The organism is Caballeronia sp. HLA56, assembly GCF_054655155.1.
Genome location: NZ_BAAHOB010000002.1, coordinates 668662 through 685717, shown reverse-complemented (window position 1 = coordinate 685717; position 17056 = coordinate 668662). Strand labels below are relative to the sequence as shown.

General features: G+C 66.1%; 16 protein-coding genes. 2 read left to right on the top strand and 14 right to left on the bottom strand.

Annotation, left to right across the window (positions count from 1 at the left end; translation table 11 throughout):
* Nucleotides 1-4 precede the first annotated feature (4 nt).
* The 12 genes from ACYQ47_RS09490 to ACYQ47_RS09435 all read right to left on the bottom strand — a co-directional run bounded on the left by ACYQ47_RS09490 (nt 5) and on the right by ACYQ47_RS09435 (nt 11232).
* The gene (locus ACYQ47_RS09490; RefSeq protein WP_250494556.1) at nt 5-1720 is read right to left on the bottom strand and encodes a TadG family pilus assembly protein; all 1716 of its coding nucleotides are present in this window, start codon (nt 1718-1720) and stop codon (nt 5-7) included.
* 7 nt (nt 1721-1727) lie between these two features.
* Nucleotides 1728-2027, bottom strand: a complete 300-nt coding sequence (locus ACYQ47_RS09485) for a DUF3613 domain-containing protein (RefSeq protein ID WP_250494555.1) — start codon at nt 2025-2027, stop codon at nt 1728-1730.
* Nucleotides 2028-2053: 26 nt separating this feature from the next.
* The gene (locus tag ACYQ47_RS09480) at nt 2054-2836 is read right to left on the bottom strand and encodes a pilus assembly protein (RefSeq protein WP_459905207.1); all 783 of its coding nucleotides are present in this window, start codon (nt 2834-2836) and stop codon (nt 2054-2056) included.
* Nucleotides 2833-3801 carry a type II secretion system F family protein gene (locus ACYQ47_RS09475; RefSeq protein WP_404989406.1) on the bottom strand — a complete coding sequence of 323 codons (969 nt, stop codon included), beginning with the start codon at nt 3799-3801 and terminating at the stop codon, nt 2833-2835. Before ACYQ47_RS09475 ends, ACYQ47_RS09480 begins: the two co-directional genes overlap by 4 nt.
* Nucleotides 3802-3838: 37 nt before the next feature.
* Complete coding sequence (locus tag ACYQ47_RS09470) at nt 3839-4819, bottom strand: type II secretion system F family protein (RefSeq protein ID WP_459905206.1); 981 nt, start codon at nt 4817-4819, stop codon at nt 3839-3841.
* Nucleotides 4812-6197, bottom strand: a complete 1386-nt coding sequence (locus ACYQ47_RS09465; protein ID WP_244831002.1) for a CpaF family protein — start codon at nt 6195-6197, stop codon at nt 4812-4814. The genes ACYQ47_RS09470 and ACYQ47_RS09465 overlap by 8 nt, the downstream gene beginning before the upstream one ends.
* 2 nt (nt 6198-6199) lie before the next feature.
* Nucleotides 6200-7492 carry a P-loop NTPase family protein gene (locus ACYQ47_RS09460; RefSeq protein ID WP_250469330.1) on the bottom strand — a complete coding sequence of 431 codons (1293 nt, stop codon included), beginning with the start codon at nt 7490-7492 and terminating at the stop codon, nt 6200-6202.
* Nucleotides 7489-8847: a type II and III secretion system protein family protein gene (locus ACYQ47_RS09455; protein ID WP_459905486.1), complete on the bottom strand. Its 1359-nt coding sequence runs from the start codon at nt 8845-8847 to the stop codon at nt 7489-7491. Before ACYQ47_RS09455 ends, ACYQ47_RS09460 begins: the two co-directional genes overlap by 4 nt.
* A gap of 100 nt (nt 8848-8947) precedes the next feature.
* On the bottom strand, nt 8948-9898 hold the full coding sequence (gene cpaB, locus ACYQ47_RS09450; RefSeq protein WP_459905205.1) for a Flp pilus assembly protein CpaB: 951 nt from the start codon (nt 9896-9898) through the stop codon (nt 8948-8950).
* Nucleotides 9899-9930: 32 nt separating this feature from the next.
* The gene (locus tag ACYQ47_RS09445) at nt 9931-10407 is read right to left on the bottom strand and encodes a TadE/TadG family type IV pilus assembly protein (RefSeq protein WP_459905204.1); all 477 of its coding nucleotides are present in this window, start codon (nt 10405-10407) and stop codon (nt 9931-9933) included.
* Nucleotides 10404-10913, bottom strand: a complete 510-nt coding sequence (locus tag ACYQ47_RS09440; protein ID WP_244830830.1) for an A24 family peptidase — start codon at nt 10911-10913, stop codon at nt 10404-10406. The genes ACYQ47_RS09445 and ACYQ47_RS09440 overlap by 4 nt, the downstream gene beginning before the upstream one ends.
* A gap of 142 nt (nt 10914-11055) precedes the next feature.
* Entirely contained in the window at nt 11056-11232 is a 177-nt protein-coding gene (locus ACYQ47_RS09435) for a Flp family type IVb pilin (protein ID WP_244830831.1), read from the bottom strand.
* A 642-nt stretch (nt 11233-11874) separates the two neighbouring features.
* Between ACYQ47_RS09435 and ACYQ47_RS09430 the strand changes: the two genes are divergently transcribed.
* A complete protein-coding gene (locus tag ACYQ47_RS09430; protein WP_459905203.1) occupies nt 11875-13836 on the top strand; it encodes a collagen-like triple helix repeat-containing protein in 1962 nt (653 codons plus the stop codon).
* 233 nt (nt 13837-14069) lie between these two features.
* Nucleotides 14070-15785: a ShlB/FhaC/HecB family hemolysin secretion/activation protein gene (locus ACYQ47_RS09425; protein WP_459905202.1), complete on the top strand. Its 1716-nt coding sequence runs from the start codon at nt 14070-14072 to the stop codon at nt 15783-15785.
* A gap of 25 nt (nt 15786-15810) precedes the next feature.
* Here ACYQ47_RS09425 and ACYQ47_RS09420 read toward each other — a convergent pair whose 3' ends face one another.
* Together ACYQ47_RS09420 and ACYQ47_RS09415 are read right to left on the bottom strand one after the other, a co-directional pair.
* Nucleotides 15811-16107 carry a DUF4148 domain-containing protein gene (locus ACYQ47_RS09420; protein WP_459905201.1) on the bottom strand — a complete coding sequence of 99 codons (297 nt, stop codon included), beginning with the start codon at nt 16105-16107 and terminating at the stop codon, nt 15811-15813.
* A gap of 61 nt (nt 16108-16168) precedes the next feature.
* Complete coding sequence (locus tag ACYQ47_RS09415) at nt 16169-16612, bottom strand: MarR family winged helix-turn-helix transcriptional regulator (protein WP_250527754.1); 444 nt, start codon at nt 16610-16612, stop codon at nt 16169-16171.
* Nucleotides 16613-17056 lie beyond the last annotated feature (444 nt).

The following is a 17056-nucleotide window of genomic DNA, read 5'->3' as shown; positions in this document are numbered from 1 at the left end:
TCGTTCAGTACGCCAGTTGCGATTCGCCGCAGGTAAGCGACAAGTCGTGAATCGTGCTCGTGCCGATCTGCGCGCCGAGGAGTTGCAGGACGGGGACGAGGACCTGGTCCAGTCCGGCGAGTATCGTGGTCAATGCGGGCGTGAGCAAGGCAAGCAGCAGCGGTGCGATGCTATTGAGCAGCGCGGACGGAAGCAGCGGCGACGCGAGTATCAAACCGCCAGGCGCCGAGAGACTCGTGTTGAGCGAGGACAACGCGTTGGCGAGCGTCTTCCCCGGCAGCGATGCAAGTGTTTGATAGTCGTCGCTGTTGCCGCTCTGGCCATCGAACGTGAGCGTGCCCGATGCCGAAGGCACGGAGCCGGTGGTCACCTTGGCGGTGACCGTCAGCAGTCCGAGCACGTTGACGAGCGTCGCCGGTTGCGAGCAGGCGGCGGTGCCCGCGGGGGTGTCGCCGACACACACGTTCGCCACCGTGCTGTTGACGCCGATGACCGAGCGCCGCGCGAGCGGCGGCCCCTTGCATTGCGTCGACGCAAGGTACGCGGAGCCCGCCACGGCCTCCACGACCACGGGCAGATGCACGGTTGGCGCGATGTTGCCGAAGAGCGGACCGAGCACGAGCGACAGCGTGCCGACCGTGACATCGAGCGATGCGCGCACTTGCGCGGTCTGCGCCTGCGTGCGCCAGTTGCCGTTGGCATCCTGTCCCGCTTCGCCGATGGCAAGCACCGGCGGCTGAATGACCTGCACGGTCAGCCCGGCGGAAATCCCGAGCAGATTCAACCCGCCCGCCACATTCACCGCCGACTTCCCGGCCTGCGCGATCTCGGCCATGACGAAGAGCGCGTCCAACGGGCTGATGGTCGCGTTGAGCGCGGATTGCGTGTTGGCGAGCGCCACCGAAAGCAGCCCCGGCGCCGTCGATGTCTTGCCGAGCGAGATCGTCTGATTGCCCGGGATATTGGCGCTCGCGATGGTCTGCATCGCGCCAAGCGCCGTCGAGAGATTGGCGTTGGCCACGCTCGTCGTTTGCAGCGCGTTCACCATCAGGCGCGCGATCTGCGCGGCCGTGAGACTCGTGGCGAGCAGTTGATCGACCGTGCCCACGCCCGCCGCCGTCACCAGATCGGCGATTTTCACGCGGGTATCGGCGAGTCCCTGATACGACGCGAGCGAGAGATTGAGGCTCGTGCCGAGCAGCGCGTTGAGCAGGCCGTTGATCGGTCCCGGGCCGATGCTCGCGAGCGTCGTGCCGATGCTGAACGCGCCGATATCCGTGACCTTGGCGACGGCCGTCGCCGTCACCGTGCGTGCCGGCCCCACGAAGAAGTACGGCACGGTGCGCGTCGCGACGACTTTCACCGCGTTGATCGGCGTGCCGCCCGCCGCGAAGTAGTCGGGCGCGGCGTTCGCTTGCGTGTCCCAGCGGCCGCACGCGGTCGTCATGCCGTTGCCCGACGCGGTGGCATCGAAGCCGTTGACCGCCGCGCTGCCCGTCGCGGCGGCGGTGGCGCGCGTGCACGCGGCATCGGCGACTTGCGAGCCTGCTGTAGCCGCGAGATCGGCCGCGCTTTGCAGGCTGCGGCGCGCGAAAAAGAAATTGCCGACGTCGATCGCGCCGAGCGCCGCCACCGCCACGATTAGCCAGATGGCCGCGAGCGTGCCCGCCACGCCGCGTTGCGCGCGCCGCGCTGGTCGATGGCGAAAAGGCCGTGTCATGGGCCGGTCAGTCCGCGTCGTGATAGTTGACATCGAGCGCCGGCCGCCCCGCCTGTTCCAGCGACGAGCCGTAGCGCTCGGGAATGGCCGTCTCGAACGACTTCATGTAGCGCGCGTAGGCAAGACTCGCTTGCGCGCCGGGCATCGGGCGCGCGGGACCGGCTGCGGCATTGCTCGACTGCAACGTGAGCCAGGCTTCGGTTGCGTGACCGACTTCGCTTGCTGCCGGTGCGCCTTCCTCGGCCCGCGCTGCGGATACGAGCGCCATCGCGCTGAACCAGATCGCTGCCATTGACGATGCTTTCATCGACTGCTTCCTCGCTCGATTCGATTTCAACGTGACGCGATACGGCTACCGCCGCCTTCGTCCTGCACTTGCGCGCGATACGTGCGCGCCGCCTGCTGCACGCGCTTTGCATCGCCCTGAATGGCCTGCTGCACGTCCGGCGCGAACTTCTGTTGCGTCATCAATCCCTGCGCGTTCGCGGCCTGCCCGCTCGAAAGCAGGAAGAGCGCGACGTTGCTCATGATCTTCGCGTTGTCCGGGGCGAGTTCGGCGGCCTTCATCAATGGCACGCGCGCGCCCGCTATGTCGCCTTCGCGCAGCTTCGCGTACCCCAGGTCGGACAGCGTCGCGGCATCGGTCGGCGCGCGCTGCGCGGCGGCTTCGAAGCGCATTGCCGCCAGCCGGAAGTCGCCCGCCTGGCCGGCCAGCAAACCCAGTCCACGCAGACCGCGTGCGGCGAACGAGGTATCGGCGAGACGCGCATAAGCTGCTTCGGCGGGCTGTGTCTGGCCGGTCTGACGCAGTGCATCGGCGCGCAAGAGAATGGTGTCGGGCGACTCGCCATACTGCTGCTCGTAAGCGTCGATATGCGCGAGCGACGCGAAGTACAACCCTTGCGACTGCATCCGGTCGATGAGCGCCAGATACATGCCGGGCGTGTCGGGCGCGGCATCGCGATGCATCGCCTGATCGAGCGCGGCCTGACGTTCGGCCTGAATGCCGACGCCGTAGCCGCTTTCCATCTTGCTCGCGCATCCGCCTAACAGCATGCATGCGCCGATAGCGGCAAGCGTGACGAGTCGCGTCCGGTTGATTGAAGATTGCGTCATCGATGAAGCCCCGAAAGCGAATGCAATACCGCGAGAAACCCCGGCCCCGCGGTGACGATGAGCAGCGCAGGCAACAGCGTCAGCACCATCACGCCCGTCATCTTCACGGTGACTTTGCCGATGCGCTCACGCAGCGCCGCACGCCGCGCCTCGCGCAGACGGTCGCCGAACTGCCTGAGCGGCTCCTGCACCGCGCCGCCGTATTTCTCCACCTGAATCACGAGCCGCACGACCGCCGCGAGGTCTTCGTTCTCGTAGCTGCTGGAAAGGCGCTTGAGCGACTGCTCGCGCGTGCGGCCCGTCGCAAACTGCGCCTGCGCCGCCGCCAGTTCCTTCGACAAGATCGGCAGCACCGTTTTGAAGTCGTGGATCATCACTTGCAGGCTCTGATCCAGCGATAACCCCACGCCCTGCAACAACCGCAACAGATCGACGAACATCGGCAGCTCGTTGCCGACCGCACGCTGACGCGCGTTCGCCCGGCTCTGCACGAACCACTTCGGCGCCATGAAGCCGCCCGACAGCGCGACGAACAGCAGCAGCATGAAACGCGCGCCGTGCGGCGTGCCACGCGCGAGCAACATCAGCGCGACCGGCGCGAGCGCCGCGCCCGCGATGCGCGCCAGCATGAAAGCGCCGCGAGCGCGCGCGTCGAGATAGCCGCAGCGATCGAGCAGGCGGCGGTCTTCGTCGGCCACGGCGATGCGCCCGAACGAGGTATCGAGCCACGCGATGCTCGCGCGACCGATGGCGGCGAACAGGCCCGTCGGCGGCGCTTCGCTGCGCGCGGGCCCGCTATCCGTCGATACCGGCGCGCCTGCCGCGACACGTTGCGTGAGCGCACCTTCCAGCGTGCGCGCCGAGCGTTGCATGCGCGCGTAGCGGCTCAACGCGAGCGCGCCGATCAGGGCGGCGGCGCATGCGAGCGCGAGCACGGCGAACGCGGCCACGAGGTTGGGCGTCAGATGCATCGCGTCCTCTTAACGTTTACGGCGCGCGCGCTCATGTCCTGAGCCTCGCCATGCGAAACAGCAGCCACACGCCGAGCATTTGCAGGCCGAGCGCCGCGTACACGAGCCGCTGGCCGAGCGGATCGGTCCACATCGCATCGAAATATTGAGGGTTGGTGACGATCACCGCCGCGCCGAGCAGAACGGGCAGGAGACCGAGCACCCACGATGAGAGGCGCGTTTCCGTCGACAGCGCGACGAGTTCGCGGTCGGCCTGTTCCAGATCGCGCATGAGCGCCGACATGCGGTCGAGCATCACGTCCGAGCGCCCGCCGTATTTCACCGATACGCGCAGCACCGCGCCCACCAGTTCGAGCTCGCGCACGCGATACATCCGCGCCACCGCGCCGAGCGCGTGATCGATCTCCATGCCGGTACGCAGCATCGGCAACACGCGGTCGAGGCAATCGGCGAGCGGCGGCTCCGTACTTGCGAGCGCGGTCTGAAACGCCGCCGGCACGCTATGACCGATGACGATGAGCCGCACGATGCCATCCATGAACGAGGGCAACTGCCGCACGATACGCTGACGTCTTTTCTGCGCGCGCCAAAAAAGCGCTGCCGCCGTCACGGCAAGCACGAGCGCGGCGGCCGCAAGCCCAAGCAATGCGTTCGTGCGCGCTGTCATCCAGAATGCGGCCAGCGCCGCGGCGACGAGCGTGACGAAAAAGAAAGCGCGCGGCCGTTCGATTCCCGCACGCCGCATCAGATGTCCATAAGCGGCACGCGCCCGCACGATGTCTCGCGCAATCTCGACACTCACGCCCGAGTGCGTGTTCGCCGATGCCCGCGACTGCTCGGGCTGCCGTGCAGTGCGCGGCCGCGGCGTTGCGTGCGACGCCATAACCTGCCGCTCAACGAAGCGCGCGGCGAGCATGCGTTCGTGCTTTTGCGCGCCGCGCCGCCACAAGGCGAGCGCGGCGGCCGCGAACAACAGCGCGAGCATTGCGACGAGCGCCGTGCCTCTAGACACGGAAGCCTCCGCCGAAGCCGCCGAAACCGCCGCCACCGCTTTTGCCGAATCCTTCTGCAAGCGACGCGCCCAACGCCTGCCGATACTTCGCGAGCTTGGGCGAGCTCGGATGAATGCCGAGCGAGGTCCAGCGGTCGGTTTCCTCGCCATTCGCATCGGCGACGGGGTCGTAGCGATACAACTCCTGCATCGCGATGATGTTGTCCGACAGCCCGGTGACTTCCGTCACGGAAAGAATGCGCCGCTTGCCGTTCGAGAGCCGCCCGATCTGCACGATAAAGTCGATGGCGTTCGCAATCTGCCGCCGCAAACTTGCCTCGGTGCCCTGAAAGCCCGCGAAACCCGCGAGCATTTCCAGCCGGTAAAGGCACTCGCGCGGTGAACTCGCGTGCACGGTCCCCATCGAGCCGTCGTGGCCGGTGTTCATCGCCTGCAGCATTTCCAGCACTTCGCCACCGCGCACTTCGCCGACGATGATCCGGTCGGGCCGCATCCGCAACGTGTTGCGCAAGAGATCGCGAATCGACACGACGCCCGCGCCGTCGAAGCCGCCCGGACGGCTTTCGAGCCGCACCACATGCGGATGATTGAGCGACAACTCGGCCGTATCCTCGATCGTCACGACGCGTTCGTGCTTCGGAATGAAGAACGCGAGCGCGTTGAGCAGCGACGTCTTGCCCGAACTCGTGCCGCCCGAGACGAGCACGTTGCAGCGCGCCTCCACCGCCGCTTCGAGCAGCGAGCTGATCTCCTGATTGAACGTGGAGTTCGCGAGCAAATCGTCGGGGCGCAGCGGATCGCGGCGAAACTTGCGGATCGACACCACCGGCCCGTCGATCGACAACGGTTCGATGACCACGTTCAGGCGGCCGCCGTCTGGCAGGCGCGCATCGACCATCGGGTTCGACTCGTCGAGCCGTCGGCCGATGGGCGCGAGAATCCGCCGCACGATGCGCAAGAGGTGCGCGTTGTCCGCAAAGCGCACGGGAATCTTTTCGAGCATGCCGTGACGCGACACGTAGACATCGCTATAGCCGTTGATGAGGATGTCTTCCACGGCGGCATCGGCGAGCAAGTCCTCGATCGGACCGAAGCCCGCGAGCTCCTTCGTGAGCGCGGCCGCGACGAGGCGTACCTCGCTCTCGTTGAGCGGGATGCGTCGCAGGCGCACGAAGCTGTCCATCTCCAGATCGACGAATTGTTGGATGGCCTGGCGCGACCATCGCCCGAATTCGGCGCCGAGTTCCTCGATACGCGTGAGCAGATGTTCATGCGCCGCGCTCGCCACGTCCTGGAACTGCTGCGAGTGCGCGAACGCGACGGCATCCTCGGCCAGATCGTTGGAAAACGCGATGTCCTTGCTGAAGTCCTGAACCATCGTCATGACCGCCTGAGAAAGGTGGGAAGAAGTTGCGCGAGTCCGGCGGCCGGGCTTTCAGTAGCCTTGGGCAGTGCATGGCGGCCGGCGGGCGCGGGTTCATCCGCGAGACGCGCGACGAGAGGTAAAAGCGCGCGCACGTAAGGGTCGCGCGGCGCGGTTTCCGCGAGCAAGCTTCCCTGATTCACCGCGCGCCCGAGCGCCTGCGCACGTTCCGGCAAGATGCCGATGAGCGGTAGCCCGAGCCGCGCGGCCAGTTGATCCGCGCCGAAGTTGAGCGCCGCATCGAACTTGTTGACGACGAGACCGAGCGAAATCTTCCGCGCTGCGGTTTCGGTTTGCTCGCCGCCGCGCACATGCTCGACGAGCGTGACGGCCGAGACCGCCGAGACCACGTTCGGATCGCATACGAGCCAGGTTTCGTCGGCGGCCTGCACGACTTGCGCGACGAAGTCGGGATTCGAAAAACCGCCGAGATCGACGATCTGGTGGTCGAAGTATGCGCGCAGCCGGTTGAGCGTGCTGACGGCCGTGGCAAAGGAAATCGCGCGCATTTCGGCAAGATCGGCGGGCAGCGCGGTGAGCGCGAGGCCGCTCGCATGACGCGCGAAGGCGGTGTGCACGAAGGTTTCGTCGAACCGGCGCAGGTTGCGCACGGCATCGACGAAATGCAGTTCGCTGCGCGTGTCGAGCAAAAGCGCGCTGTCGGCGGCGGGCAGGCCGAGATCGAGCAGCGCGGTGGCGCGGCGCGCGCTCTGACCGCGCCGTTGCAGACTCACGGCGAGATTGGCGGCGAGCGTGCTCACGCCCACGCCGATGCGCGCGCCGAGCAGCACCGTCAGCTTGCCGCGCTTGGGCACATGTTCGGGACGCTCGTCGATGAGCCGCCGCGCCACCGTGAGCACGCTGCCAGGATGCCCGCCGGTATCGATGAAATCGCGCACGCCCGCGCGCAAAGCGGCGAGCGCGGGTGCGGGCGTCGCAAGCGTGCCGAGCGCCACGACCGGCACGTTCGGAAAAGCGTCGCGGGCCGCTTCGGCGAGTGCGGCCGCGTGGTAATCGGCGCGCTCGGTGAAGTCGATGAACACGATGGCCGGCGCGCATTCCGCGATGCGCGTGACCAGCGCGACGGCATCGCACGGCGCGATTTCCACCGCGCCCGTGCTGGTCAGCGCCTGCTGCAGCCACGCTTGCCTCGACGGTTCGGGACTCGCCAGCAGAAAGCGCGCGGTGAGCGGCTCGCCCGCTGCCGCCGCCGCTGCTGCCTTGCCGGGTCCGAATCCTTGGGTGTTCATCGCGAAAATCCTGGCGCGGTGTCGGAAGAAAGCGCTCCGCCGACGAAGCTCTTCCACACCGGTCCGTCGCGCTGTTCGGACTGCTGGCCGGGCGTCATCGGCAAGGCGGCGCCCCGGGCGATAGGCGCGACCAGGTGCGGCGTCACGATGATCACCAGCTCGCGGTCCGTCTGCGAGTACTGCAAAGTCTTGAAGAACGCGCCGATGATCGGCAAGTCGCCGAGCAAGGGCACCTTGTTTACGTTCGACGCCGTTTCGCGATCCACCAGCCCGCCGATCACGAAGCTCTCGCCGTCGCCGAGTTCGACCGCCGTTTCCGCGCGGCGCGTGGTGAGCGCGGGCACCGAAACACCGTCGATGGTGATGGCGTGCGCGAAGTCGAGCTGGCTCGCTTCGGGCGCGACCTTCAGCGCAATGCGGTCGGCGCCGAGCACGGTCGGCGTGAGCGAAAGGCCTATGCCATACGGCTTATAAACGATGGTCGTGCTCCCGAGCGCCTGCGGCACTGGAATCGGAATTTCGCCGCCCGCGAGAAAGCTCGCGCTCTGGCCCGAGAGCGCGACGAGCGTCGGTTGCGCGAGCACGCGCGCGAGGTTGTTCCCTTCGAGCAGGCTCAGGTTGGCGAACAAACCGCGCGAGCCCGAGTTGAGCAGCAGGTTGAACGCGGCGCCGATTGGCGAGGTGGACGTCACCTGCAACGCGGTCGTCGCGCCGCCGGTATAGGAACCCAGCGAACTGGGCGCGAAACTGCCGAACGCGAAGCCCGCGTGATTCTGCGAGAACAGATTGAAGCCGGCTTCCTTTAGCACGGCCTTGCTGAACTCGACCACTTTCACGTCCACCTGCACGACGCTCTTGCTCTGTACCGTCGATGTATCGACGAGCGCGCCGTCCTTGCCGACAGCCGCGCGCGCCGCCGCTGCCGCGCGCTGATGCTTGGCCATCGACGGCGTGCTGCCGCTGAGTACGGCCGTCTTGCCGAGCACGCGCACTTGCGGCGCGTCGTGGTCGAGCAGCGCGGCGTTCGCGCTGGCGGCGACATCGACGGTATAGGACGCCGGCGTGTCGCGGCCCTGTTCCCAGACGAGCAGATTGGTCGTGCCTGCCGACTTGCCAACCAGCAGCACGCCGCCATTCTTGAGCACGAGAACATCGGCGATGGCGGGATCGGCGACGGCCACGCGCGACACCGTGCGGCCATGCGCGAGAACCCGCTGCGCACTGGTCGCAAGCGCGATCACGGGAGCGTCTTGCGCGCTGCCCGTCGATGCACGCTCGATGTCATCCGCGTGCGGCGTCGCGACGGCATGCGCCAGGTTCACGTTGAGGCCAAGCAAAACCGCGCAGCACGCCATGAGCGCGCGCGTGTGGAACCGCAACGTCGTTGGCCGGTTTATCGTCATCGTCATGGCTTGCTTCGTTTCGAATTCATCGGGATAGCCGGCATCGGCGCGCTCAATATGCGGTTCGCTCGACACGGCCACCCCGGATCACTTCCACTTCGTTGCTACGCGGCGCACGCGTCACGCCCGCCGCACGAGGCTGCGTCACCGGTTCGCGGCCGGCGCGCGCGCCCGACAGCGCACCGAGCGATACCCCGGCGGCCGCGCGTGCGGCGCCGTCCGCGTCGGCATGCAAGGCAGCGGCATGCAGGGGCAGCCACGACTGCGGCGGCGGCATTTCGGCGTCGTTGGTGTTGCGCAGCGCCAGCACGAGGCGGCCCGAGCTTTCGGCGAGCGTGAGCGCATCGACGTCGGCGGTGCGCACGGCGAGCACGGCGGTCTGTGCGTTCAAATTGCGAGTCGCCTGGTTCGTGTCGCCCCCGGCCTTGCCATCGACACCCTCCACCGACGTGCCGCCCACGCTCAGCACGCGCACTTTCGACAATAGAAGGCGCGCCTGTGTCGCCTCGACTTCGGCGCCACTGCTGCCGCCGCCTTCGCGCTTGAGCGTGAAAAACACATCGACGAAATTGCCTGGGCGCACGAGATTGCCGACCGCATTGGTTTCGTCGACGCGCACCGCGACCGCGCGTTCGCCCGGCTCGACGACATCGGCAAGTCCGCTCGACAGCGTCTCGACCGTGAGCGGCGTGCCTTGGGGCACCGCGACGCGCGTGGTGCGGCCGGTGAGCGCGGCGGTATCGCCGAACACGCCGGACGCGGGTTCGGCCTGTATGCGCACCGTGAGCGACGCGGCATCGAGCGGCTTGCCGGGCTGCAAATCGCGTGCGGCGATCACCACCGGCGCGAGCTTGCGATCCACCGCGAGCGCGGGACCGGGCGCGCCGCCGTTGGCGCTTGCCGGCAGCGGCGCCGGGGCGCGCGCCAGCGTGAACGCGAAGATGCCCAGCGCGATGGCCAGCATGAAAAACAGGACCGCGAGCGTTCGTGTGACGTTGGCCATGTGAGATCAGTCGTGAAAGTTCGGGCGGACGCTCATAACACGTTGTCCGGATTGAGTTGGACCATCGCGCGCGCCACCAGCGAATCGGGCAGCGCGAGGCCGATCAACGGCAGCGTTGGGACCAGCGGCTTTTGCGCATAGGCATAAGCGAGCGTCACCTGGATGCAGCGCAGGGTCCCGTCGTAGGTACACGGCGCGGGCGTGGCGGTGCATTGCGCGAGTCCCGCAAGCCAGTTCGACAAGCCTTGCGCGGTCTGGCAGGCGGCACTGCCACGGCGCGCGAGGGCGTCGTCGATGCTCGTCGCGTTGGCCTGATAGCGCAGCGCGGCGCGTGCGCCCTCTTCCGCTGCGAGCGTCAGCGACTGCTGCGCGACGAACACGAGGCTGTAGGTGACGATGGCGTAAAAGATAAGGAAGAACAGCGGAAACACGATGGCGAACTCGACCGCCACGTTGCCGCGCTGGTTTCGTCGTGGGCGTTGCCGCTGGATTGATGGCGCGGACTTCATGCTGGCCGCCCCGTTGCGTTCAGCAGATGCAGCGCCAGCTGACCGATCCCAGCCGCCGCGAGCAATGCGCCGTAGGGCGTGCTGTTGCGCCTGCGTTCGGCCACGCTCGCATGCGCGGCAAGACTGCGCAGCGACAGCACCACGCGGTCCTCACGGCGTGCGAGCAACACGAGCGCATGCACCGCGGCCGCAAGGCTCGCCGCGACCCAGACGCCGACGAGTTCGCGCGGGCCGCACCACGCGCCGAGCACGGCGAACGCCTTGACGTCGGCGGCGCCCATCATGCCGAGCAGGTAGAACGGCAAGAGCGCGGCGAAACCCGCCAACGCGCCGAGCAATGCGAAGCCGATCGCCGTCTGAAAAGGCGAAATGCCGAGCGCGGCGAACGCAAGCGCGAACACGCCTCCGGCCGCGACCAGCGAATTCGGAATGGACCTGCGCTGCCAGTCGAATAAGACGACCGCCAGCGCCCAGCCGATAAATATCGCGGATTCAAAATAAATCATGGCAGCGTAAATCGGCAGGCAATAAGACAGCGCCCTCCGTGGTAATACGGAGGTTTAATCGAAACTCGAAAGATGTATTCGGTCCGCGCGCCGGATTGCTCCGGCGCGCGAATCGGCATCTCGTCAGCGAATAAAGATGGGATTAGCTCGACGTTTTAGCGAGCTCCGCCTTTATCGCGTTGAAAGTGGACGTGAGCTGAGTGGAGACGCCGCCCACGGCCGTCATGATGCCGAGCGCAAGCACGCCGGCAATCAGCCCATATTCGATGGCGGTGATCCCACGCCTGTCGCGGATGAATTGAAGCAAGGTAGATGTCATTCTTGTTGCCCTCGGATGGTGTACTGCCTGGCTGCGGATTCGCCTCTTCGTGCGAGGCTCCAGGCGGCAGACCACCACGCGAACGCGATGTCGTGACCCCGGGCCCATGCATCGGAGCGGCGCTCCAACTCTCTCGATATTTTTGGTTTTTCTTGTTGATCGCTACCCTCCCCAACGTTTGCCGAAAGAAGAGGACTGCGTTGGCGAATTTATATCGCATGCACATCTCAAAATCAATTACGTCAGAACATTTTGTATCGTGCAGTGCATCAATAGTTGCATCGGGTAAATAAACTCTGGCATATCAGTAAAATCAACTTGATGCGAATGCAGCGAGTCGTATTGATTTCCTGCCCCGCTCTTTTTCATTGATTGGCTCTTTATGGCGGGCCCGCGTAACGCGTCGCGTCGTAACGCGGCTCGATGTTCGTTACGTTACGAACGTCCGAATTGCCGTTTGCCGATACGCGGTGAGAGGCGGCCGCAATCTCCCGCCAAACCCCGAATTCATTTGGAAAGCGTCCTTTCGCGAGCGCTTCTCGCAGGGCGAGGAACGCCTGCGAGCCCCGTCGTCCGTACGTTGGCACACCTTTCGCAGTTACTGGCCCGCGGTTCAACCAAAACAAAGTAACGAGGGCCATCATGAATACGAGGAACGTCGGACAGGAATTCTTGCGCAAGTCTATCGTCGCGGCAGCGGTCGCGAGCGTACTCACGCTGGCGGCGTGTGGCGGCTCGGGCACGATGAGCAAGTCGGCAGGCGCGAGCGGTAGCGGCTCGGGAACGATCACGACCGGCGACAGCGGCACGGGCTCGGGCAGCAGCGGCGGTACCGGAACGGGTAGCGGCGGGGGTAGTGGTAGTGGTAGTGGCAGCGGTAGTGGCGGGGGGACCAGCGGGGGCTCCGGTGGTAGCACGGGCGGCACAAGCGGCGGCGGCACCGGAGGCGGTAGCACGGGCGGTGGCGGTACGGGTGGTGGCAGCACCGGAGGCGGTAGCACGGGTGGTGGCGGTACGGGTGGTGGCGGTACGGGTGGTGGCAGCACCGGCGGTGGCAGCACCGGCGGTGGCAGCACGGGCGGCGGGGGAACCGGCGGTGGGGGAACCGGCGGTGGCACCACGGGCAGCACGACACCTCAGCCTGTCGCGGCCGTCGTAGGCAAAACAGGCAACGTGGTGTCCGCGCTTGGCGCGACGGTATCGGGAATCGGGTCGGCAATCGGCGCGACGACCACACCGCTCGTCAGCGCGGGCACCACGAAAGCCACGGGCGATGTCGTCACGAACGCAGGCGCGGCTGTCACGACGCTCGGCGATGGCGTGTCGGCCGGGCTCGGAACCATCGGCTCGAGCACGAATCCGGTCGGCACGACGGTGGCGAGTCTTGGCGGTGTCGTCGAAAAAACCGGCGATACGGTCAGCAGCGCCGGGACGCTCGTATCGAGCCTCGGCACCGGTACGCTTTCGCCGCTCGCACCTGTTACGACGCCGGTCGGGAGCATCGTCGGAATCGTGGGTAACGCGGTGACGCAGACGGGCGGCGTCCTCGATCAGACGCTGACCAGCGCACCGGTTCAGCAACTCACGCAGCAAGTCAGCCAGGCCATCACGCCGATCACGTCTGTCGTCAGTTCGACGACGCAGACCGTCGGCGCGGCAACGGGCCTCGGCACGCCGGTCAACAACCTCCTCACAACGCTCGGCGGCGCGCTCGGTCAGGCGGGTCAGGGCATCGCAGGCACGGGCGCCAATCCGGTCACGGCGGGCGTGGGCAATCTGGTGTCGACCACGGGAACGACGGTGGCATCCGCGGGCGGCCTCGTCAGCGGCACGCCGGCGTCCAATCCGCTCGCACCGATCACTGGCATTCTCGGCGGCGCGACCGGCGCAGGCTCGGGCGTACTTGCGCCGGTCACGGGTCTGGTCGGCGGCGTCACGGGCGCACTGACGGGCGCAACGGGCGGCACTGGAACGACGGCAGGCTTGCTTGCGCCGGTCACCGGTCTCGTCGGCGGCGTGACGAGCGCGCTTACGAGCGCGACGGGCGGCGGCACGGGCTCGACGGCGGGCTTGCTCGCACCGGTCACGGGGCTTGTCGGCGGCGTCACGGGTGCGTTGACGGGCGCAACCGGCAGCGGTACGAGCGTGCTCGCGCCGGTCACGAGCGCGGTCAGCGGCGTGACGGGTGCGTTGACAGGCGCGACGAGCGGTACAGGCGCCGGTGCCGGTGTGCTTGCTCCGGTCACGGGCGTGGTCGGCGGCGTAACCGGCGCGCTTACAGGCGCCACGGGATCGGCCGGTGGCGTGCTGGCTCCGGTGACAGGCATCGTTGGCGCGGTTACTGGTGCGCCGGGCGGCACGACCGGCTCGTCCGGTTCGGGCGGCGGCGTGCTCGGCACGGTGACCACGATCACGGGCGCGGTCGGCGTGACGGTCGCCACGACGCACGGCACGACCAGCGCAGGCGCCGGTACGGGCGTAGGTATCGCGACGACGACAGGCGGCACGGGTAGCACCGCCAGCACCGCAAACGGCTCTGGCACGGGCTTGCTCGGCGCGGTGGGTTCGATCGTCGGCGGCGTGCTCGGAGGACCGCGACGCTAACGCATGAAGCCAGGCGTCACCGTTTCCGGATCGCGGCGTATCGCGGTTCGGAAACGGCGTGACGCCAGGCGAACGTCGACGCGCATGCCAGCAACACAACACGCGTCCGATCGAAGCCACGAATCGCATCACCAAACGACAACACACGACGAAGAACGCGGAGCTGCCCGTGCAGGATGTTGGAAGAAGCACGCACCGTACGACGTTCTCGCGACAACCTTCGAGGATTCATCGTGGAGATCCGCGACTGGAAACGGGTGCTCTTGCTCGCCGCAATCGGCGCACCATTCACGGCGCAACTCGCGCTCGCTCAAACTGCTCCGGCGGCGCCGCGCGCGAGCATCGGCGGCAATCCGCTCGATGCCCTGCCGCAAGTGAACACGCCGCCCAAGCCGGCGGTATCGGTGAACGTGCAGCCTCCCGCTCCCGCGCTCGACGCGCTCCTCGCACAGCATCTCACGCCGCGCAAATTCGAAATCGAGGGCGTCAAGGCCCTGCCCTTCGACGATGTCGCGCAACGCTTCGCGCCGCTCGTCGGCACGGACGTGACCATCGGCAAGCTGATCGAAACCGCCAACGGCATCACCGCGCTTTACAAGGAGCGCGGCTATGCGCTTTCGTTCGCCTTCATTCCGGCGCAAACGTTTCGGGATGGCGTGGTGCGCATAACGGTGGTCGAAGGGTATATCGCGCAGGTCGTCGTGAAAGGCAACGCGGGCGCGGCCGAGAAGCGCATTCGCGCGGTGGCCGACCGCATGCGTCAGGACCGGCCGCTCACGCAAGCGAATTTCGAGCGTTATATCAACGTGCTCGGCATGATTCCGGGCGTGAAGACGCGTGCGACCGTCGCACCGCCGCAGAATACGGACGGCGCCGCCACGCTCGAACTCGATGTCGAGCGCAAGCCTTTCAACGTGAGCACGGGCATCGACTTCAATCATCCGGGCGTGCAGGGCATTCTGAGCGCGACCGAGAACGGCATGCTCGGCTTCGGCGAATCGCTGTCGGCATCCGCGCTGTTGCCCAAGGGACGCGACGATCAAACCTATTACGCGCTCAACGGCTCGCTGCCTATCGGCACGGATGGCTTCACCGCGAAAGTCGATGCATCGCATTATCACGGGCATCCGGTCGACAATCCGGGGCTGCCGTCTTATATCGAGCGCACCGTCGTGAACGACAAGCTCGCGTTTTCCGCCGTCTATCCGTTCCTGCTGAGTAACGCGCGTAGTCTCGTCGGCACGGGAAGCGTCTATGCATCGCACGATGAAGACCGACTGAAGAACACCATCGTCGCGGGCAATCCGCAGTTGTCGCAGCGCTCGCAGATTCGCGTCGCGCAATTGCAGCTCGATTACACCGGCATTGCGACAGGCGTCGTGCGGCGCGCGAGCGTGAACGTGGCGAAGGCGTTCGACGTGCTCGGCGCCTCGAAGAGCGCGGACACCAACATTGCCGGCTACGCGCCCGTCAATCCCGTCTCGCTCACCTTCGTGCGGACCGGCGCGAGCTACACGCAGAGCAACGAATGGCCGATGAAAATCGGCACGGCGCTTTCGCTGACGGGGCAGTATTCGCCCGACTCCCTGCCGACATCCGAGCAGGTTTCGTTCGGCGCGCAGCGTTTCGCGCTGGGCTATCAGCCGGGCGAAGTGTCGGGCGATTCGGGCTTCGGCGCGTCATTCGAAGTGAACCGGCCGCTCGATATCAGCATGACGTATCTGAAGACCTTCACGCCTTACGTCATGGTCGATGCCGCGCGCGTTTTTCTCCACGGCGGCACGGCGAGTCCACGGCGTTTGTCGTCGTTCGGGATAGGTTTTCGAGTGTCGGATTCCAAGCACTACAGCATCGATCTCTCCGTCGCCAAGGCAACGGGCGATGCACCCGTCGAGAGCGCATCGCGCAGTCCGCGTGTGAACGCTTCGTTGTCGTATCAGCTGGACTGAAGCTTCACGTGACTGAGCGTCCGGTTCACGGCGTCGAAGCGGGCGCCGGTTGTCCGGCCTTCTTTGCGTTGACCTTGGCCTGCGCGTTCTGCAGATTCTGCGGATAGTCGTTCTGCTCGCCGCCGGGGTTATAGCCGTTCCTTTCGAGCTCGCCGAGTTCGGCGTTTTTCTTTGCGCGCGCTTCCTTGCGCTGCGCTTTCTTAACCTGCTTGGGCGTGGACGCGCCGGCGTCTTGCGCGTGTGCGGGCGTCGCGGGCAGCGTGACGAGCGCCGCGACGGACAGCGCGATGACGGCGAGCGGTGCGGTGCGTAGGTTAAGCATAATTCTTCTCCCCAGGAAGTGAATGAAGCGCCTGTCGCGGCAGCAAGAACCGATCCAAACCTTATTTGTCGACGATCCGGCTGAGGTTCGCCCGCACCCGCTGCAGGAGCCCGATCAACTGCTCGCTTTCCTGGCGGCTCAGGCCCGCGAGCGCCTCGGAAGTGATTTCGTCGCCGACGCGCCGCGCCCGGTCGAGCGCCTTCTCGGCTTTCGCGGTCATGCTCACTTGCCGCTCGCGGCGGTCGTCGGGATTGAGCCGCCGTTCGATCCAGCCGCCCTCCTCCATGCGATCCAGCAGCCGCCCGGCGGAGATCGGCGCGACTTCGAGCAGCCCGGCGAGCCGCGCCTGATTCACCTCGCCGTAATGCGACAGATAGGCAAGCACGCGGCATTGCGCGCGGGTTAGATTCAGCGATGACTTGGCAAGCTCGTCGAAGCGGTTGCCGCACAGGCGGTCCACATCGGCGACCAGAAAGCCGAAGCGTTTGTCGAGTTGAGTTTCCATCGGGCGATTATAGGGAAGATGCCGCCCGGTGTTCCGGAGGCGACGGGCAGGCAAACCACGATGATCGTGATCTCAACGACTTCATGCTGATGTGCGTTGTCGGTGTGATGCGCCCAGCGATGAATTGAGTCGCTAATCATTCGACGCACGCCACGGCGAAAAGTCCATGCCTATTTTTGCCGAAGAGATGACTCGACTTCTTGAAGTTAATCGTTATGTTTCGGTATCCGAATATCTCTGAATGCTTTGCCGATGGCGCGGTCGATTCGAATCATGGATGTATCAGTTCGCATATTCGAATTTGGTCACGGGTCAACGTCTGCCACAACGGCCGATAAAGAGCTCGACCGTACTAAATTATTTAGTCTCTGCACACAGGATGACGCGCGCGTAGTTGGCGCACGATTAAGTTGCACAGCGCCCGGTAAATATCGTTCCAATTGC